The organism is Beijerinckia mobilis, assembly GCF_000745425.1.
Taxonomy (GTDB): Bacteria; Pseudomonadota; Alphaproteobacteria; order Rhizobiales; family Beijerinckiaceae; genus Beijerinckia; species Beijerinckia mobilis.
In genome coordinates this window covers 64,330-82,638 of record NZ_JQJH01000001.1, presented here as the reverse complement: position 1 = coordinate 82,638, position 18,309 = coordinate 64,330, and the positions used below count along the sequence as shown (strand labels likewise).

The window sequence follows — 18,309 nt, the reverse complement described above, 5'->3', positions numbered from 1 at the left end:
GGGACAGATTATCAATCTTTACCATTAACGGGTCTCTAAGGAAAGCAAGGACGGTAAGGCGGGAGCTCCGCCCCGTGCCTGTTCGTCTGTCGATGAAGGGTATGGTCAGGGAGCTCGCGACAATCGGCGCAGGCGGCTTTCGCCTCGAACCCGTTGCGAAGCCTTGTCTTCGAAGGGGGAGGGCGGATGCGCGTGCAATTCATCGGTCAATATTCGAGGAGTGCCCTATGTCTTTTGAAAACCATTTGGCCACGCTTGAACTACGCCATGATGCTCTCGAAAAGGAAATTAGCCAGGAAATGCTCCGACCTGCTTCCGACCCGTTGAAACTTGCCGAATTGAAGCGCCGAAAGCTCTCGCTCAAGGATGAGATCGCGAGGCTCAAGGGTGAAATCCTTGTTGTGAGCTCCTGACATCAAGACACCTTTCGGGGCCCGATCCCTTTTTCACAGCGTTTTCGAGCCCGGCATCGCAATGGTCCGGGCTCTCTTGTTGTCGGCTCAGTGTCTTAAAAAGAGGGGGTCATCCCGCCAGATTCAGGTGCACAAGGACGGGAACGTGATCTGACGGCCGTTCCCAGCCGCGGCTTTCCCGGAAGATCGCGAGACCATCGAGATGGCGCTTGAGGCTTTCGCTGACCCAGATGTGGTCGAGTCTGCGTCCCTTGTTGGCCTTCGCCCAATCGGGCGAGCGATAGCTCCACCATGTATAGAGCTTTTCTTCCGGCGCGATATGATGACGCAAGGCATCGACCCATGGCCCGGCGGCGAGCACCCGACCAAGTTTTTCAACTTCGATCGGCGTATGGCTCACCACTTTCAAAAGCGCCTTGTGATTCCAGACATCGGTTTCGAGCGGTGCAATGTTGAGATCCCCGACGATAATCGCATCGCGTTCCGCAATCTTGTCCGTTTGCATCCATTCGGCCATTTCGTCCAGGAAGGCGAGTTTATGGGCGAATTTCGGATTGATCGCGGGATCCGGCTCGTCGCCGCCGGCCGGAACATAGAAATTGTGCAAAGTGATCGGACGTTCCGGCAGCGGTGCCAGGGTCACGGTGAGATGGCGTGCATCGCCTTTGGCGCAGAAATCCCTCCGTCCGTTTTCGAGGAAAGGGATTTTCGAGGCGATAGCCACCCCATGGTAGCCCTTCTGGCCGCAGATCGCGACATGCGGATAGCCAAGCTTGTGAAAAGCTGACAGCGGGAATTCGGAATCCCGGCATTTGGTTTCCTGAAGACACAGGACGTCTGGCGCTTGTTCGGTCAGGAAACGGGACACGAGATCAATGCGCAGCCGAACCGAATTGATGTTCCATGTGGCGAGGCTGAAACGCACGATCCTGTCCCTTCCTTCAAGTGATGCCATAATGTCTCGTTGCAGCATCAAGGGCACCGAAACGGACGGGCTGTATTGCTGCCTGTCTGAGCGATCCCGAAAATTGGTCCCTTAGCCCTGTATGGATGAGAGCATAGTGGCAATTTTGACCGGGACGAACGACTCGAGCGGAGGCTCCACTATCAGGAATTCGCGCTTTCCGATACGGCTTTGGCCGTCGTTATAGGAAGTCTCATTGCTTCCGGCCTGTTGAATCAATGAGGTCCCATGGGGAGGCGCCGCCCCGTCATCGCCGGGGGAAATCCCCAAGTCTAAATCCGAGAGTCTAAAGCCGGGAGTCCAAGTCACGGAGCCCAAGGCTCAAGGGATTGTTCTTGCCGGGATTGGGTCTGAGCGCGTCGATGAGAAAAAAGGCATAAAATAAGGGCGCCCGGTCGGGGGGACCGAGCGCCCTCTTGCAGCGATGTGCCGGGAGGGGAACCGGCATGAACCGATCGAACCGAAACGGGGGATACGTCTCGATCGGCTGATCGCCTGCACGGGGCTCAAATAGGCCCGCCAATGCCGCTCGACAAGCGTCGCAGGAGGCAAAATCGGGCAATCTGATCCTCAAATTAACGTGTCTTACAGATGATCGGGGGAAAGCTGGAAAAGTCCGGGATCCGGCTTCTTGCTCAGGTCCAGATTGAACAGCGAGACCAGTGTTTCATAGCCTTGCGGATCGGTTACTTTCCATTGCTTGAGAGTGAACTTGACTGGATCGAACACCAGATTGATGCGCGACGTGCCGCCGAATGTCGCCTTGTCCTCGATCACGATCGTGACCGCTGAAGGGTCGCTCACGACTTCCACCACCTTGACGTCGCGGGCGAGATCCACCTGGTCTTTCAACAGAAATTTCAGCGGCGTCTGACTGATGAAATAGACGTCCTTGGTGGCGGTACGGCGGTCGTGGATTGCGAGCGACAGGCCGTCCGCGACGATTTCGAGCGTCGCTGGCAGGGCATATTCAAAGCGCAGGCGTCCGGGGCGCTGGACATAGAGCTTGCCTTCCGTGCGCCGGCCGTCGCTGCCGACCTGCACGAAATCGCCAACCATAGTCGTCGCCGAGCTGAAATAGGCATTGGCTTTCTGGATGGCGGTTGCTTCGTCCATCGGGATGAAGGCGGGCGCGGGTGCAGGGGCTGGCGACGGCTTTGCGGGCGTCGCGGGCTTGGCTGCCGCCATTCGCGTCATTGATGGCTGTGAGCTTGTCTTCCCGGACTGTTTCGCTGCGGGCCCGGCCTCCGGCTGGCGGTTTGTCACTGCCTCAGCGGGTGAAAGAGCGCCACCAAGCAAGGCCATCGTCAGCGCCGTCGCGAGAAGGGCATGCGCGCGCAGAGTGCGGGTGACTCCCCCGCTCCTTGCCTTCGTCCATTGGGTCATCAGCCTTTGCATGGGCTTGCCTCTTGATTCATCAGATTGTCCGGTGGGCCGATGGGTTCCGTCCGCGTGCTGTGCGCCGTTGAAAGTCGTTCCGGTTCCTAAAGCCGTTATGCGGCGGGAGATAGTACCTGCGATGAGGAATGCCGCGCGTGCATGCAAGGAAAATCGATTGGTCCAGTCCGTTTCTTGCTTCTCGCCGGGGGCAAGAAGAGGGATCATATCGTCAATCCCTTGGTGAATCATAAATGAATCACTTCGCAAACTTTTCCGAAATGACTGGCGCTTGAAAGTTCAGGCGAGCTTGATTTTGGTTTTTCAACGCAAAAGCAAAGCTACCGGGGACCTGTTTGGCCTTTCCCTCAACCCATTCGTTCAAGACATCCAGCCGGGCATTGGGCGTCGGGTAAGTCCTGTACTCATGCCTTGCCACTCAGGCTCAGTAACACAGGCCATGTAACCTACGAGAGGAATGACATGGATCAGACCGCATCCGATCCGGTGAAGCCCGCTCTTTCCCGCCCCGATCTGGAAGGGCGCAGTTATGCGCCGCTCTCCTGCGGCAAGACGGTTTATCTTGTCGTTCTGCTGCATGGGATTGGCGTCGACGGGAATGACCTCATTGATATTGCAGTGAATTGGCAGCCGAGCCTGCTCAAGGCGGAATTTCTGGCGATGCATGCGCCTTTCCCCTTTGATCAGGCTCCAGTCGGCCGCCAATGGTTCAGCATCGCCGATCGCAGCCCGGACAAAATTCTGGAAGGAATGCGCACGGCGACCGGAATCGTGAACCAGTTTCTCGATGAATCGCTTGCGAAGCGGCGGCTAGAAGATCGCCATCTTGCTCTGGTTGGTTTCTCGCAAGGGGCGATGGTGGCGCTTCATACCGGGCTGAGACGCCCGAAAACGGGGGCTATCGTCTCATTTTCCGGCGCTTTGGTGGCGCCGGACCTTTTGCCGCACGAAATTGTGTCGCGCCCGCCGGTTCTGCTCGTCCATGGCGACCAGGATGAAGTCGTCCCCTATGAGCGCATGGGAGAGGCCAAGGCGGCCTTGAAGGCCCTCGACGTGCCGGTCAAATCCATGACGCGCAAGGGGCTTGGCCATACGATCGATGAAACAGGCATCGCGGCTGCCGGTGATTTCCTGCATGACGCTTTGGTGCCGAAGAAAGCCGCTGATGATCACGATCATGATCATTGAGGCCCGATCCCGGGCGCGCCGGGATGGGGCCGCGACGATTCCTTGCCCCCGTTGGAGGGCTAGCCCGCAACGGGCCATCGTCTCTCATTCTTGCCGGATTTGACTGCCGATCAGGTTGCTGGCGGAAATCCGCGGCGAAGCACCCGGACATCCTGCGGTCCGGCGATCAGATAATCGATGCCGGCCCAACTGATGCGCCGTGACCAGGGCGCGGCGAGGATGCAGAGGGCATGAAAGCACCACCAGAGTGGCCGCAGGAGATGGTCCACCCAGCTTGCTAGCCGCTCGTCTTCGCCATGATCGACCTGCCATAGAGCCGTTGCAATGCGTCTGCGGCAACGAAAGCGGATTTCTCCTGCGATCAGCGAGGCCGCGAGCATGATGATTGCGCCTCTATCACCATGCAAGGCCAGAATCCCGGCGAATATCACGGAGATGATCGGAACCACAAGGCAGAAGGCGGCGAAGGCCCACAGCCAGGGCACATGGGTAAAGACGATGCGATATTGGCGTGTGCCGAAGGCGAAAGCGCTGCGCCAATCGAAGGCGATTGGCGAAAGCAGCAGGCTTTGGCGCGGAGAAAAGACCTTGATGCCCTGATCCTTGAAGGCTTTCGTCATCTGCAGATCGTCGCTGACGGCGCCTTGCCAATATTGCCTGATATTCAGCCGCTCCAAAGTCTCCCGGCGCAGCGCCACGGTGCCGCCCCAGCAGGGATTCGTCACGTCGGGCAGGCGCGGCAAGGTCACGATGGAGGTATTTGCCGCGGCGACGACGGCGCTGGCGAGATGGGAATTGACTGGGACCATCCAGCGATATCCGGTCACCGCCTCGTAACGCGCATTGATGAGGGCCGCGACCAGCCTTTCGAGCCAGTGCGGGTCAGGCCAGGTATCGGCATCGGTAAAAACGACGATTTCGTCCTGCGGCTCGATATGATCGAGCGCGGCGATGAGATTTGCGACTTTCTGGCCGCCGATTTTGGTCATGCCAGCGACCACAGTCGTGATCTTTGGCGGATGATGTGTCACCGAGCCCTTGAGCTCATCCAACCTCAGATCCGCGGCGGTGGGCCTTATGAGGTCGTGGATCAGCGCATAGGCGGGATCCTCGACGGATTCGACCGCCGCGATCACGCGGAAATCGTCATAGGCCTGACCGAGCAGCTTGCTGAAGAAGACGCGCGTCATCGAGGCCGCGCCCTTGACGGGCACGATAATAACGACGCGGGGCTTGCGGCCGGGGATTTCCGCGCGCGGCAGGCCCCAGCCGTAGCGCCAGGCTGAAATCGTGCTGACCGCGATGATGATCCCCCAAAACACCGCCAGGATCGGAAAGAGGGTCGTGAGAAGCGGAGTGATGATGAAGCCTCGTCGCAAGGGTAACGGTGCTCCCGGTCCGGGGACCGGCTCTAGCCACGTCCTTACTTGACGTCAATTGCCGGGTAAACCCTCGCGCGCTTTCAGGCTTCCACTTTCAGCGAGAGCTGTGGAACTTTCTTTCACAGTCTTGGCCTTCGTTCCCTCTATGGGGTTGTGGATGGCGGCTTTCATGACAAGCCGTGATCGGCGGGCCTGGGATAAGTCTTTCGCCGCCAGGTGAATAAGTCTACAAGCGAGCTTCCCTTTCTCCATTCCTTCGCGATCCCGCTTTAGCGGCTGAAATTTCGCGAGGTTCGAAGGATTTTCATGGACAATCCGGTTTGCCCCATCACAGGGGAGCCCGCGCGCCGCCTGGTTCAGTGGGTCAGCGTCCGTCTGCTCACTGATCTCTGGCGCATTACCTTCCGGACGGATGTGGGGCCGAGCTTTGCCGGCATCGAACGGTTTGGCTTATGGGAATCGCCTTGCGGCCTCTATTTCTTCGATCCCCTGCGGGAGGGGGATGCCGGTTTCTATAGAGATTTTTATACACGGCTGCGGGCACTGTCGCTCTTCGGCCTCGATGATGAACGCGCCGAATTCGCCATTGCCGGTCGGCGCATCCCCGAGGGCGCTCGTGTGCTCGATATCGGCTGCGGGCTGGCGAGTTTTCGCCATTGCGTGCCACACGCCCATTATACGGGGCTCGACCCCAATCTCAGCGTCGAGATTCCAGGCGTCGATCTACGTAAGGGAAATATCAGCGAACACGCCGCTGCAAACCCCGGTGCCTATGATGCCGTCTGCGCCTTTCAGGTGGTCGAACATCTTGAAGAGCCCCGGCGCTTCGTCAAAGAAATGGTCGCGGCGGCAAAGCCCGGTGGCCTCATCATCATTGGCGTGCCGCATGTGCCTTCGGCCATGACGAAAATTCCCAATTTCGTGCTCAATGCCCCGCCGCATCATTTGACCTGGTGGACTGCCGGGGCGCTTTCGGCGCTGGCCGAAAGGGAAGGGCTCGATGTCGAGAGCATTGAGGAAATGCCCTGGAGCAAGCCCGACAGGCCGATCTACTGGATTGAGAAAAGCTCCATCATTAAGGCGCGCGACCAGCATTTCCGCGGCCATTGGAGCTGGCATCTGGCGGCTTTCGGCGGTTTGGTCGGCGGCTATCTCATGAATCTTTTTTTAAAGCCGTCCGCATCGCAAAAAGGCGGCGGTTTGCTGCTGGTCGCCCGCAAGCGCGGGGAGGAAACCCCCTGAAGCGAAACGCCATGAGAGCATTTTCGAGAGCATTTTCCGGTGACTGTGAATCGCTTCGCAGCTTTATGATTTTGAAAATGCTCTTCTTTTCGATTGGCGCGTTTCCGGGTCCATCCGAAACGCGCCAAGCCTCTCACGTCCTTGATCCGGTGCGACGCTTTAACCGTCTATAAAGACGCTAATTTTATGAAAAGCGGACATTTGCCCAAAGGGGATCTATCGGATCGGGAAGATGAGGCCCGACTTGTGTGGGGATCCATTATGGAGGCCTCCGGGAAAGGGTTTATGCGGAGTGGGTCTTGCCAAAGATCCGTCCCGGCAAGGGGGCATGGAGGTATCCAGCCGCCGACCTTCTATCCATCCCGAACACCGATGATTCAATCGACAGGGTCGAATGTTTCATTTGGTCATTGATAGACGGCCGGTTTTCAAATGTTTTTCTATCCAAGGGAATCGATACAGAGTCTTGCTTCAGTTCCCGGTGCGGATCTGCTCACGAGGCCTCCCCTTTGCCCTGTCACCGGACAACCGGCACGACGGCTCGTCCAATGGGTGCCGGCCCGCCTCCTGGCAGATCTCTGGCGGCTCATCTACAAGACCGATGCTGGATCGAGCTTCGGCCGGATTAAACAATTCGGCCTTTGGGAATCTCCCACAGGGCTTTACTTCTTTGATCCTCCCTGTGAGGGAGACGAGACCTTCTATCGCGTCTTTCAGGACCGGCTTCGCTCGCTTTCGCTCTTCGGTTTCGATGACGAACGCGCGGAATTTGCCGTTGCCGGCCAGCGCATTCCCAAGGGCGCGCATGTCCTCGACGTCGGCTGTGGGCTCGCGAGCTTCCGTCATTGCCTACCGCATGCGCATTATACGGGTCTTGATCCCAATCTCGGCATCGATATCCCGGGCGTCGATCTGCGCAAGGAGACCCTTGCCGGCCATCTGACCCGTTCAGGAGGCTATGACGCCGTCTGCGCGTTTCAGGTGCTGGAACATCTCATTGACCCGAGGGGCTTCTTCCACCTGTTGAGCGAGGCGGCACAGCCCGGCGGCCTCGTCATTATCGGCGTGCCACACGTACCGTCGGCAATGACGAAAATTCCCAATTTCGTCCTCAATGCGCCCCCGCATCACCTCACCTGGTGGACGGATAGGGCGCTGACAGCTTTGGCCGAGGGCGAAGGGCTCGTGGTTGAAATCATTGAGGAAATGCCCTGGAGCCAGCCCGATGCGCCAATCTATTGGGCGGAGAAATGCACCTGGATCAAGGCCCACAAGGAACATTTCCTCCCCGATTGGCGCTGGCATATTGCCATGCTCGCCTCCCTCATAGGGGGATATGTGCTCAACAAATTCCGCAAGCCGCCATCCCATGAAAAAGGCGCTGGTCTTTTGCTGATCGCCCGCAAGCCCATCTGAGAAGGCCGGCTACAAGGCTGGGCGGGTGAACGGCGTTTGGGGGCAAGTGATGCAGGGAAGCGAGGCGGTTTGTTTCGAAAAGCGCCTTTTACTTCCCCTTGGTCTTCGCCGGGCCCGTCACTCCTTGGGCCGGATGTGCTGGGTCCCGAAAATATAATCCATGAAGGGGACGCTGACACCGAAACCGCGCGTCGGATCACGGAAATGGTGCAGCATGTGGAACCGCCGCATGAAGATGCCGAGCTTTGTCTTCGGATCCGCGTGATGCAGATAATAATGCGTCTCGTCGTAGATGAGATAGCCGGTAATGAAGCCAGTGAGCACGGGATAGACGTAAACGGCGGGAAAGATCTGCTTCAAAATGCCATGGGCGATCAGCATGATCGGCACGCTGAGGAGAACCGGCATCACGAGCCGCAGCGGATCGCTCGGATGCACATGATGGACACCGTGAATCAGAAAATGGATCCGCTTGCCGAAAGTGCCCGGATATTGCCAATGAAACGGAAAGCGGTGGCCGAAATATTCCGTGAAGATCCAGATGACATAGCCGATGAGAAAGCCGCCAAGCGCAGCAAGGGGCGAGACCTGTTGCAGGCTCACCACGGCCAGGGCCAGGATGACCGGAATATAGACGAACAGCGGCACCGACCAATGGACGCGCGAGAGTTTGTCGAGAAGCGGATTCTCGAACAGGCGGGGCGAGGCGCTGAGGTGGTCCGAGTCATTCGCCAGGCTCTCGGCGGTCTTTTGCATGCAGGCGCCCTTTTTCGAAAAAGCGAGATGGTGATCTACTAGCTTATCCACCTCCCGCGAAGCAAATCACGGCATATTTCGCTTTTCATCTTTCGCTCTTCATTGAGCCTGGACGGGCTCGGCAGCGCCGGCGGCCTGTTGTGTATGGAGAACCATCCGGCATTCTGTCGGAAGCTGCGCCAAAGTGACTGGCGGCTTCGGTTTCGTCGGCTTCGGGCGTGGATGTAGCACGCCGTCGGAGAACCACCAGGCGAGCGAAGCGTCGCACCCGTCTCCCGAGGGAACCGGATCCTGATCGCGGCAGGCTGCCTCGCCCGCCGGGCAGGCGAGACGTACATGGAAATGATAATCATGCCCGAAATAGGGGCGAACCTTGGTGAGCCATGAACGGTCGCCCGTCGCCTGCCGGCAGATCGCCTTCTTGATCGCGGCATTGACGAAGATCCGCTGCACGTCGGGTGACCGCGCGGCCTCCTTGATGACGGCGAGATGGTCCGGGGTCCAGACGGCAGGATCAATATCCAGCCGGTCGGAGCGCACGACGCTGGTCGAACTCATATTTTCCCGCTCGGTGCGGGTCAGCTCGTGAGACGGCATCGGGACCAGCCAGATATCGGCATCGAGACCGATCTGATGCGAGGCGTGGCCGGTGATCATCGGGCCGCCGCGTGGTTGCGACATATCGCCCACGAGAATGCCTGGCCAGTGACTTACATAGGGGACGCGGCGGGCGAAGTTTTCGAGAAAGGCGATGAGCGCCGGATGGCCCCAGTTGCGGTTGCGCGAGAGGCGCATGACTTGCCAGGCCTGGCCATTGACCGGCAGGGCCTGGCCTCCGGCAAGGCAGCCACGCGAATAAAAGCCGATGGTGCGGGCGGCGAGCGGCGCCGGGGTCCGCGCGCGTCCGAACAATTCCTTGGCCGGCACGGTGGGCGCGTCGGGATGCGCAAGCGGAGGCAGCGGTTTCGGATCGACCGATCCTTTTTCCTGGGCCTGGCAAACGCCCGGGCTTGCAAGCGCCAGCATGAAGAGAGCGATGGAAAGCCGGCGCCGGAACGCGCGGACTTCATTCGGAGCGGGAGTTTTCGCCATGCAAACGATCCGTGCCGAAAAAGAGTTGAACCATTATCCAGCATCGGGCGCCGGACTCAAGCGTTGCCGGGAAACGGCTTCTTTGGCGCCTTGGTGTGCAAGCTTGTTCAGGCTGTACGAAGCTGTGCTAAATGCTTTGAATGCCCCGGGTATCACCCGGCGTGGCGGTTTCCGCCGTTCCTCTCGGCTCGGCTGCTTCTGTTGGATGCCGGGCGCCGTGGCGGGCATCGAAACGACCTTGCGCCCAAACCACTTGATGAGTGGTAAACGCCCTGAGCCATGCCGCGAGCGCCAGAATTTCCCGGCCGAGAAAGGCAAAAGGCGTGAGCGCCGAGACTTCCCAGCCCTTGAGGATGGCGCAGCCGGTTTCCAGAAGGAACCAGAGGAGAAGCGTTCCGGCAAATCCCATCCATGCCGGAATGCCAAGGAGAGGCGCCGCCAGGAGGCTGGCAAGGGCGGCGGGCAAGGGGCTGCTTAGCGGTTCGAGGGGAAAGGAGCGAGGTTCCTCCTTGCGGCGGATGACTGCCCAGCGGCATTGGCGTTGGTAGATGTCGCGAAACGTCCGCGCCCCGGTTTCCTGCTCGACAGTGATCGGTGCGAAAACTGTCCTGAGGCCGTGGGCCGCGAGGGTTTTGGAAAGCGCGCTATCCTCCGCAAGACTATGGCTCAGGGCTTCAAGACCGCCGATACGGGCAAGATCGGAGCGCCGGAACAGCATGACCTTGCCGACGCCGAACCCCTGGCCAAGCGCCGAGGCGGTCAACAAGAGGCGCGCATGGCCATTGATGAGAAAGGCCTCGATTTCCCCGGCAAGCCCTTTCGCGCGCACCGCGACTGGAACCATGACGACGAGACCGATATCCGGAGCCATCGAACGCAAAACCACCCGCAGGGTTTTGGGAGAGAAGGTGATGTTGGAATCCTTGGTCAGCACGTAATCATGCCGCGCCTCTTGCAACGGGCGCCAGAGCACGTTCATTTTCGGGCTCACGGCCTGTGTCCCGTCCGAGTGGATGAGGCGGCAGGGCCGGTCGGGATAGGCGGCGGCTATGCCCTGCGCCGTTTCCAGCGCCGTCGATTGCGCCTCCGCCGATCCGACGAGAATCTCATAATCGGGATAATCGAGTGTGAAGAGCGAGTTGAACGCGCGGACGAAGCCCGGATCGCGCAGTTTGACCGGTGCGATTATGGAGACAGGTGGCAGTGGCGTTAGCGGCGAAGCGGGCAGGCGGCGTCTCTGGATCGCGGGCTGCGCCAAAGCGCCCCAGAGATTGGCGAGGAGAACGACGAAGGACAAAGCCCACCAAAGGGCTGCGAGAAAACCAAGCAATTCCCACACGTCTGTTTCGATCTCCGCAGGTTCGGTAAGTTCGTCAAGTTCGGAAAGTCAGGTGCTCGCGGCGCCGCTCGCTCTTAACCAGGGGCTTGATGACACCTCGCTTTAATCCACTCCGCCTTTCGCGGCTTGCTTTTCCGGCATTCAGGCGGGTGAGATGCGCATAAATCTTGGCGGCGGCGAAGCTTCTTCTCTATTTATCAGATTACGCAGGCACAAAGAGCAGCGCTGCGGTGACGATTGGTTACAAGGTTGTAACATGCCTGAATTGCCCGAAGTCGAAACCGTCCGTCGGGGTCTTGCCCCGGCGATGGTCGGGGCGACCTTCACGAATATCGAGCAGCGGCGGCCGGATCTGCGCTTTCCCTTCCCGGAGAATTTTGCCTCGCGCCTCGCTAACCGCCGCATCGATTCCTTGAGCCGCCGCGCGAAATATCTGCTCGCCGATCTCGACGACGGCATGGTTCTCGTGATGCATCTCGGCATGTCCGGCTCGTTCCGCGTCGAAGCCGCAGATGCGGCGGGCTGGAACACGCCACCGCTCGTCAATGCGCCGAAACCCAAGCTCGCGGCGCATGACCATGTCGTGTTCGATTTTTCGAATGGCGCGCGTATCACCTATAATGATCCACGCCGGTTCGGCTTCATGCTGCTCATCGCGCGCTCCGAGCTTGCGGCGCATCCCCTGTTCCGCAATGTCGGCATCGAACCGCTTGGAAATGAGCTTGACGGCACCTTGCTGGCGAGCCTCTTCGCCGGCAAAACGACCCCGCTGAAAACCGCTCTGCTCGATCAGACCTTGATTGCCGGGCTTGGCAATATTTACGTCTGCGAGGCTCTGCATCGCGCGGGCCTTTCGCCGCGCCGGGCGGCCGGTACGCTCGTGGGCAAGAACGGCCGGCCGCTGGAGCGCATCCATCGTCTGGCTCAAACCATTCGCGAGGTTCTGGAGGAGGCAATCGAGGCGGGCGGTTCTTCCTTGCGCGATCATCGGCAGGCCGATGGGGCGCTCGGCTATTTCCAGCACAATTTCCGCGTTTATGATCAGGAAGGCGAGCCCTGCCGGACGCAAGGGTGCGGCGGCACCATCCGCCGCATCGTGCAGAATGGCCGCTCCACCTTCTATTGCCCCGCCTGCCAGAAGTGAGTTCAGTGTGTCCGGTTTGGCTAAGGTTTTAAAGTCTGCCGACGCGTCCGCGCGCCCGTTCGAGCGCGCCTTCCCGCAATTCACAATAGAGCAGACGGTCGGGATCCACCGGACCGATGAAGGTCAGATGGCCCATGGGCACTTTGCGAAAGCCCATGCGAGTGTAATAGGGCTCATCACCAACGAGCAGAACCAGTTCGTGTCCAGCTTCCTTGGCGGCTTCCAGAGATTTCAGCACCAGGGCCTCACCGATGCCACCGGACCGGAAGGCTGGTTCGACGGTCAGGGGGCCAAGCAATAGGGCCTCTATCGGTCCGCAAGCGATGCGTGTCATGCGATTGGCGCCGACGAGCAGGGTGCCGACCCGCGCGACGAAAGACAGCGTGAAATCCGGCTCACGCCCCTCCCGCAGCCGGTAGGCGGAACGAGCGAAGCGACCGGGCCCGAAGGTGCGTTCGTCGAGTTTGTCGATGGCCGCCTGATCGGCTGGCGTTTGCGGCATGAGGACGAGAGAGAGATCGGTGGTCATGAGATGGCCTGAAGAGGAAGCCCTGCGGCCTGGAGATTGGGCGCTTGCGTCGGGATCTGCATCTGGATCGTAGTTTTGCATAGAGCGTTTCGGGTATATCCAGAAACGCTCCATTCAAAAAAAGAGAGCATTTTCACGGAAATGGAATCGCGAAGCGATCAACGTTATCGGAAAATGCTCTGGGCGCAGGACGGCATAGCGTTTCTTTATCTTATGGGAATATCGTGCGGATGATTTCCGGATCCGTTCCGCAGCTTGTTTCTCCTTCCCGCCTCGCGAAATCATGCTGACCTTTCATTCATCCGTTACCAAAACCACTGTCCCCGTCGATCTTTCCAGCGGAATCCTGCCAACGGAAGTCAATTGGATCGATGCTCTCAATCCCGATCTGCGCGAAACCCAGTTTCTCGAAAAGGCACTTGCCACCACCATCCCAACCTATGCCGATCTGTCGGAAATCGAAAGCACCAGCCGCCTTTCCAGTGTCGGCAGTTACCTCTATCTGAGCATGCCGGCGATCTTCCGTTCGAATGAAGATGTGCCGATCACCGCGCCGCTTGGGTTCATCCTGTCGAAATCGCTGCTTCTGACCTTGCGTTATCATCGGCTGAAGGCTTTCGACAGTATTGAAGTCCATATTGCCCGCAAGGATGCCGAGGGATCGGGCGGCCCGAAGGCGCTGATCGCCATTCTCGAAGTTATGGTCGATCATATCGCCGATATTCTCGAGCGCGTCACCGCCGATCTCGATACGCTTTCCGAGGATATTTTCGGTTTTTCCATTGCGGCGAAGGACCAGGCGCGGCGCAAGAATGGAGAGGATTTGCGGGAGGTTTTGCGGCGGATCGGCCGGATTGGCAATCTGACTTCGAAGAGCAGCGAGGAATTGCTCGGTATCGGCCGTATCATCCCCTATGTGGTCAGCAGTGCTTCGACCTATCTTGCCGCCGATGAACGCAACCGGCTGAAAAATCTCAACCGTGACATCAGTTCGCTGAATGATTATCAAGCCCGTCTCGTTGACAAGATTCAGTTTCTGCTCGATGCGACGCTCGGGCTCACCAATGTCGATCAGAACGATATTTTCCGCATTCTCACCGTCGTTTCCGTCGTCGGTATTCCGCCAACCCTCGTCGCAAGCATATACGGCATGAATTTCAAGCAAATGCCGGAACTCGACTGGGCCTTTGGCTATGAATACGGTCTCGCGCTGATCGTGATCTCGACGATTCTGCCATTAGTTTGGTTCAAGTATAAAGGCTGGTGGTAGCACCCAAGGGCTGGCGGAGACGACGTCTTTCATGATCGCGAGTTGGGTGATCTGAAGACGGTGACGCTCTCTTTTCGAGCAAGCTGAAGCCGCAACGAAATTTGAAAATCCGGAACTAAAGCAGCAAAGCGACATTCCCTTCGCAGAATGGGTGAACGGGTGCGGTCCTGATTTGCGATCGCGTCATCGCAACGTATGCGACGGATACAGGATGATCCGGTTCCGTACGCGCGTCGCCCAATCACGATGGCGGGACGGTCTCGCGGGAGAACGCTTTTAGAGCCAGTGCGGATGTCGTCGGGCGGTTCATTCGGGAACGAGAGTGTTTCCCATGCTCATCAATCGCTGTGTTTCTGTTTAATACGACAATGCTCTAGCGATTTCAATCGCACGGTCCCTGCTGCGTTCAATCGCCGGTCTGATGTGCATGCGCGCATCCTGTGCTTGACAGACAATGGAGGGATTTCATGATGAAGAAACTTGCCTATGCAGCGTCGATCCTCGCCTTGACGAGTGGAGCCCTCTTCGCGGAAGAGCCGACGATGACGCATCCGATGAAGGAGCGTGCGGCGACCACGGCCATGCCTTCCGCCGCAGTCAATCGCTGGCTTGCTTCCGACGTTTATAAGGGCGCTGTCTATGACACGGCGGAAAACAAGATCGGAACGATCGAGGATCTCATTCTGGATGGATCCGGCAATGTCACGACTGCGGTCATCGGTGTTGGTGGTTTCCTCGGCATGGGCGAGAAGGATGTCTCAGTCCCCTTCAAGGAATTGAAGGTTTCTTCGCGCGAAGGCAAGAATTGGCTCGTGCTCGATCGCAGCAAGAATCAGTTGAAGGCGTCGCCTTCCTTCGACCGGCAGGCCGCGCTGATGACGACGCTCAAGACCGGGCGCTCTGTGGCGGCCGCGCCATCCTCCCTTGGAACGGGCCAATGGATGGCTTCGGAAATCTATGGTGCCGACATCTATGATACGGCCAATAACAAGATCGGTGCGGTCGAAGATCTCATCATGAACAGCGCCGGCAATATTTCCACCGCCGTCATTGGTGTCGGCGGCTTTTTGGGAATTGGCGAGAAAGAAGTGGCGGTACCTTTCACAGACCTCAAGGTTGCCATGCATGAGGGCAAGGAGCGGTTTATGCTCGACCGTAGCAAGGATCAGCTGAAGGCGGCACCATCCTTCGACAAGAAAGCGGCCATCACGGAACGCATGTAATAGACCCGAATTCTGCAGGAATTCCGTGTTCCGTTCTTATAAATCATTTTACTTCAATGGTTTATAAGAGTGTGTAACCTTATTCCTTCGGAACAGTGGTATGCCAGGCCTCAATGAGAGTGCCTCCTTGAGGCTTCGCCCCCGCGCTGCGGGGTGGAGGATCATGCAGCCGCGCCCGCATTGCGGGCGCGGCAAATATTTTGGCTGGCGATATTGGGAAATGGGATCGGTCGCGATCATGAAACCCGTTGGTTGCGGTTGCGGGACATGAGCCAGGACTTGACGTGCAAGCCTTGACCGCCTATGAACCGAGGTTCCAGGAGGCGGGTGTTTCTGATGGTCCCGTAAGGGATTGCTGACGCTCCTCCCAAGATTTTCGTTTCTCCTATCATTTAAGGAATAGGTCCATGTCCCGCCGTTGCGAATTGACCGGGAAGGCCGTGCAGACCGGCAATCTGGTCAGCCATTCGAACCGCAAGACGCGGACGCGGTTTCTGCCCAACCTTTGCAATGTGACGCTGATTTCGGATACATTGCAGCGTGGCATTCGTTTCCGCGTCGCGGCCGCGACCCTGCGGTCCGTCGAACATCGTGGCGGTCTCGACGCCTTCCTTTTGAAGGCCGGTGATGCGCAGCTGTCGACCAATGCGCTTTCGATCAAGCGTGAGATCGTCAAGAAGCAGGCCACCGCCGCCGTCGCTGGTTGAACGGCTTCGTTCCAAAAGCGAGCTTTATTCCAGACCCGGAGCGGGATGCCGTTCCGGGTTTCTTGTGTTTGTATGGATAAAATCCGCAATGGGGGGTATGCGCCGGCGGATAGGGGAATGCCCTTCAAGGGCTGGGCCCGAGAGAGCCAAGAACCCCAGGCCGAGAGTAAGGCGACGCCCAATGTGAAAATACGCGCAAAAGCGCGGGGGCGAAGCAGACGCATGCAAGAGCGAAATGGGGTGATCTGCGGCAAAAGCCGGGGGGGGGGCTTATCGCCCCCCCCCCGCCTCAATGCAGGGTCGAGGCGAATTGCTTTCCGCGTGTCGCCGTCAATTTCTTCGGTTCGGGCTTTTCGCTGAACAATTCGGCAAGTTTCTCGGTCATCGCGCCACCGAGTTCCTCCGCATCGACGATCGTGACCGCCCGGCGATAATAGCGCGTCACGTCATGGCCGATGCCGATAGCGATCAGCTCGACCGGGGAACGCGTTTCTATTTCCTCGATGATATGACGCAGGTGCTTTTCAAGGAAATTGCCGGGATTGACGGAGAGTGTCGAATCGTCGACCGGCGCGCCGTCGGAAATCATCATCAAAATCTTGCGCTGTTCCGGCCGCGCCAAAAGGCGCTTATGCGCCCAATCGAGCGCCTCGCCGTCGATATTCTCCTTGAGGAGGCCTTCACGCATCATCAGGCCGAGATTCTTGCGGGCACGCCGCCAGGGCGCATCGGCCGATTTATAGATGATGTGGCGCAGATCATTAAGACGGCCGGGCATTGGCGGCTTGCCGGCATGGAGCCAGGCTTCGCGCGACTGGCCGCCTTTCCAGGCGCGGGTGGTGAATCCCAGAATCTCGACCTTGACGCCGCAGCGTTCCAGCGTGCGGGCAAGAATATCGGCGCAGGTGGCGGCGACGGTGATCGGTCGGCCGCGCATCGAACCCGAATTATCGAGCAGCAGCGTGACGACGGTGTCACGGAAGTCGGTGTCTTTTTCCTGTTTGAAGGAAAGCGGCTGCTGCGGATCGATAATGACGCGCGGCAGGCGTGCGGGATCGAGCATGCCTTCCTCGAGATCGAATTCCCAGGAACGGCTCTGCTGCGCCATCAGCCGGCGCTGCAGGCGGTTGGCGAGCCGCGCCACGACCGAGGACAAATTCTGCAATTGCTTGTCGAGATAGGCGCGTAGCCGTTCCAGCTCGTCGGCGTCACAGAGATCCTCGGCGGCGATGGTCTCGTCGAAACGCCGCGTGAAGACCTTGTATTCAAAAGCTTTCTGTTCGGATTTCTGGGACGGGGGGAGGCGGCGCGGCTCACCAGCTTCCTCGGCATCGGAATAATCGCTGTCCTGCTCGAAATCCCCGGTTTCGGCTTCCGATTCGTCGAATTCGCCTTCGTCCATGGTCTGTGGCTGCATTTCAGCCTGCTGGACCTGGCCGACGTCGCCCATCGTCTCGTCGGTGCCTTCCTGGTTCTGATTATCCTGGTTGTTTTGCTGTTCCTGGTCGTCCGATTGTTCTTCCTCGTTTTCCTCGGGCGACTGACCGTTGTCCTTCATGTCGAGGGAGTTCAACAGCTTGTGGATCGACTGCGCAAAGGCGCGCTGGTCTTCCATCGAGGCGGCGAGCTTGTCGAGATCGGCGCCGGCTCTGTCTTCCACCAGAGGCCGCCATAGGTCGACAAGATTTTGCGCCTGCGGTGGCGGTTTCAGGCCGGTCAGACGTTCGCGCACCATCAGCGCAATCGCTTCCTCGATCGGCGCATCGTCCTGGTCGGTGATATCGGCATAGCGGCCACGCTGGAAATGCTCCGTCAGCATGGCGTCGAGATTGGCGGCGACGCCCGCCATGCGACGCGAGCCGATGGCTTCCACGCGGGTCTGTTCGACGGCATCGAAAATGGCGCGGGCGGTGACCGTATTCGGTTGCATCTTGCGATGCAGTTCACTGTCGTGGCAGGCGAGGCGCAGTGCCATGGAATCTGCCTGGCCGCGCAGGATCGAAATGTCCTTTTTGTCGAATTTGCGCGACAGATCGGTGAGCCGCGCGCGTGCCACGCCTCCGGTCTGCATCAGGCTCGGCTTTTCCGCCGCATAGGTGACTTCGAGCTGAGGCACTCCCGAAAGCGCGCGCATACAGCTGGCGACCGCGCGCTTGAAAGGCTCCTGTGGGCTTTCGATCTTGGTGGGGGGCTTCTGGTTCGAGCTCATCGAGCCTCCTGACCATTGTGGGGAGACGGTCCACCGC

At 58.9% G+C, this 18,309-nt stretch carries 16 protein-coding genes; 8 read left to right on the top strand and 8 right to left on the bottom strand.

The features are described from left to right. Positions 1 to 74 precede the first annotated feature (74 nt). Positions 75 to 413, top strand: a complete 339-nt coding sequence (locus DL88_RS21035) for a YdcH family protein (RefSeq protein WP_370736372.1) — start codon at positions 75 to 77, stop codon at positions 411 to 413. Positions 414 to 522: 109 nt separating this feature from the next. Here the strand turns inward: DL88_RS21035 and xth are convergent, their stop codons facing one another. Continuing rightward, positions 523 to 1,338: an exodeoxyribonuclease III gene (xth, locus tag DL88_RS00345; RefSeq protein ID WP_034991109.1), complete on the bottom strand. Its 816-nt coding sequence runs from the start codon at positions 1,336 to 1,338 to the stop codon at positions 523 to 525. Positions 1,339 to 1,962: 624 nt separating this feature from the next. Further along, positions 1,963 to 2,775: an outer-membrane lipoprotein carrier protein LolA gene (locus DL88_RS00335; protein ID WP_034990616.1), complete on the bottom strand. Its 813-nt coding sequence runs from the start codon at positions 2,773 to 2,775 to the stop codon at positions 1,963 to 1,965. 462 nt (positions 2,776 to 3,237) lie between these two features. Here DL88_RS00335 and DL88_RS00325 point away from each other — a divergent pair, with 462 nt between their 5' ends. Beyond that, positions 3,238 to 3,963 carry an alpha/beta hydrolase gene (locus DL88_RS00325; protein WP_051955412.1) on the top strand — a complete coding sequence of 242 codons (726 nt, stop codon included), beginning with the start codon at positions 3,238 to 3,240 and terminating at the stop codon, positions 3,961 to 3,963. A gap of 110 nt (positions 3,964 to 4,073) precedes the next feature. Here the strand turns inward: DL88_RS00325 and DL88_RS00320 are convergent, their stop codons facing one another. Continuing rightward, the gene (locus DL88_RS00320; RefSeq protein WP_245270561.1) at positions 4,074 to 5,342 is read right to left on the bottom strand and encodes a glycosyltransferase family 2 protein; all 1,269 of its coding nucleotides are present in this window, start codon (positions 5,340 to 5,342) and stop codon (positions 4,074 to 4,076) included. 309 nt (positions 5,343 to 5,651) lie between these two features. Between DL88_RS00320 and DL88_RS00310 the strand changes: the two genes are divergently transcribed. Continuing rightward, the gene (locus DL88_RS00310) at positions 5,652 to 6,587 is read left to right on the top strand and encodes a class I SAM-dependent methyltransferase (protein WP_034990610.1); all 936 of its coding nucleotides are present in this window, start codon (positions 5,652 to 5,654) and stop codon (positions 6,585 to 6,587) included. Between the two features lie 432 nt (positions 6,588 to 7,019). Next, a complete protein-coding gene (locus tag DL88_RS00305; protein ID WP_084704694.1) occupies positions 7,020 to 8,003 on the top strand; it encodes a class I SAM-dependent methyltransferase in 984 nt (327 codons plus the stop codon). Between the two features lie 117 nt (positions 8,004 to 8,120). On the opposite strand, the gene DL88_RS00300 is transcribed toward DL88_RS00305, so the two are convergent. The 3 genes from DL88_RS00300 to DL88_RS00290 form a co-directional block, all read right to left on the bottom strand. Continuing rightward, positions 8,121 to 8,759 (bottom strand): sterol desaturase family protein, encoded by a 639-nt coding sequence (locus DL88_RS00300; RefSeq protein ID WP_034991101.1) that lies wholly within the window; start codon positions 8,757 to 8,759, stop codon positions 8,121 to 8,123. A 99-nt stretch (positions 8,760 to 8,858) separates the two neighbouring features. Then, complete coding sequence (gene mepA, locus DL88_RS00295) at positions 8,859 to 9,851, bottom strand: penicillin-insensitive murein endopeptidase (protein ID WP_051955411.1); 993 nt, start codon at positions 9,849 to 9,851, stop codon at positions 8,859 to 8,861. 127 nt (positions 9,852 to 9,978) lie between these two features. Beyond that, positions 9,979 to 11,190, bottom strand: a complete 1,212-nt coding sequence (locus DL88_RS00290; RefSeq protein ID WP_169741512.1) for a glycosyltransferase — start codon at positions 11,188 to 11,190, stop codon at positions 9,979 to 9,981. 256 nt (positions 11,191 to 11,446) lie between these two features. Between DL88_RS00290 and mutM the strand changes: the two genes are divergently transcribed. Further along, complete coding sequence (gene mutM / locus DL88_RS00285) at positions 11,447 to 12,334, top strand: bifunctional DNA-formamidopyrimidine glycosylase/DNA-(apurinic or apyrimidinic site) lyase (RefSeq protein WP_034990607.1); 888 nt, start codon at positions 11,447 to 11,449, stop codon at positions 12,332 to 12,334. 28 nt (positions 12,335 to 12,362) lie between these two features. On the opposite strand, the gene DL88_RS00280 is transcribed toward mutM, so the two are convergent. Beyond that, entirely contained in the window at positions 12,363 to 12,863 is a 501-nt protein-coding gene (locus DL88_RS00280; RefSeq protein WP_034991092.1) for a GNAT family N-acetyltransferase, read from the bottom strand. Positions 12,864 to 13,146: 283 nt separating this feature from the next. On the opposite strand from DL88_RS00280, the gene DL88_RS00275 reads away from it, so the two are divergent. The 3 genes from DL88_RS00275 to rpmB all read left to right on the top strand — a co-directional run bounded on the left by DL88_RS00275 (position 13,147) and on the right by rpmB (position 16,063). Further along, positions 13,147 to 14,133, top strand: a complete 987-nt coding sequence (locus DL88_RS00275; protein ID WP_034990605.1) for a magnesium transporter CorA family protein — start codon at positions 13,147 to 13,149, stop codon at positions 14,131 to 14,133. A gap of 467 nt (positions 14,134 to 14,600) precedes the next feature. Next, positions 14,601 to 15,356 carry a PRC-barrel domain-containing protein gene (locus DL88_RS00270; RefSeq protein ID WP_034990603.1) on the top strand — a complete coding sequence of 252 codons (756 nt, stop codon included), beginning with the start codon at positions 14,601 to 14,603 and terminating at the stop codon, positions 15,354 to 15,356. Positions 15,357 to 15,763: 407 nt separating this feature from the next. Next, on the top strand, positions 15,764 to 16,063 hold the full coding sequence (gene rpmB, locus DL88_RS00265; RefSeq protein WP_034990601.1) for a 50S ribosomal protein L28: 300 nt from the start codon (positions 15,764 to 15,766) through the stop codon (positions 16,061 to 16,063). A 289-nt stretch (positions 16,064 to 16,352) separates the two neighbouring features. Here the strand turns inward: rpmB and cobT are convergent, their stop codons facing one another. Continuing rightward, the gene (gene cobT, locus DL88_RS00260) at positions 16,353 to 18,272 is read right to left on the bottom strand and encodes a cobaltochelatase subunit CobT (RefSeq protein WP_034990599.1); all 1,920 of its coding nucleotides are present in this window, start codon (positions 18,270 to 18,272) and stop codon (positions 16,353 to 16,355) included. Positions 18,273 to 18,309 lie beyond the last annotated feature (37 nt).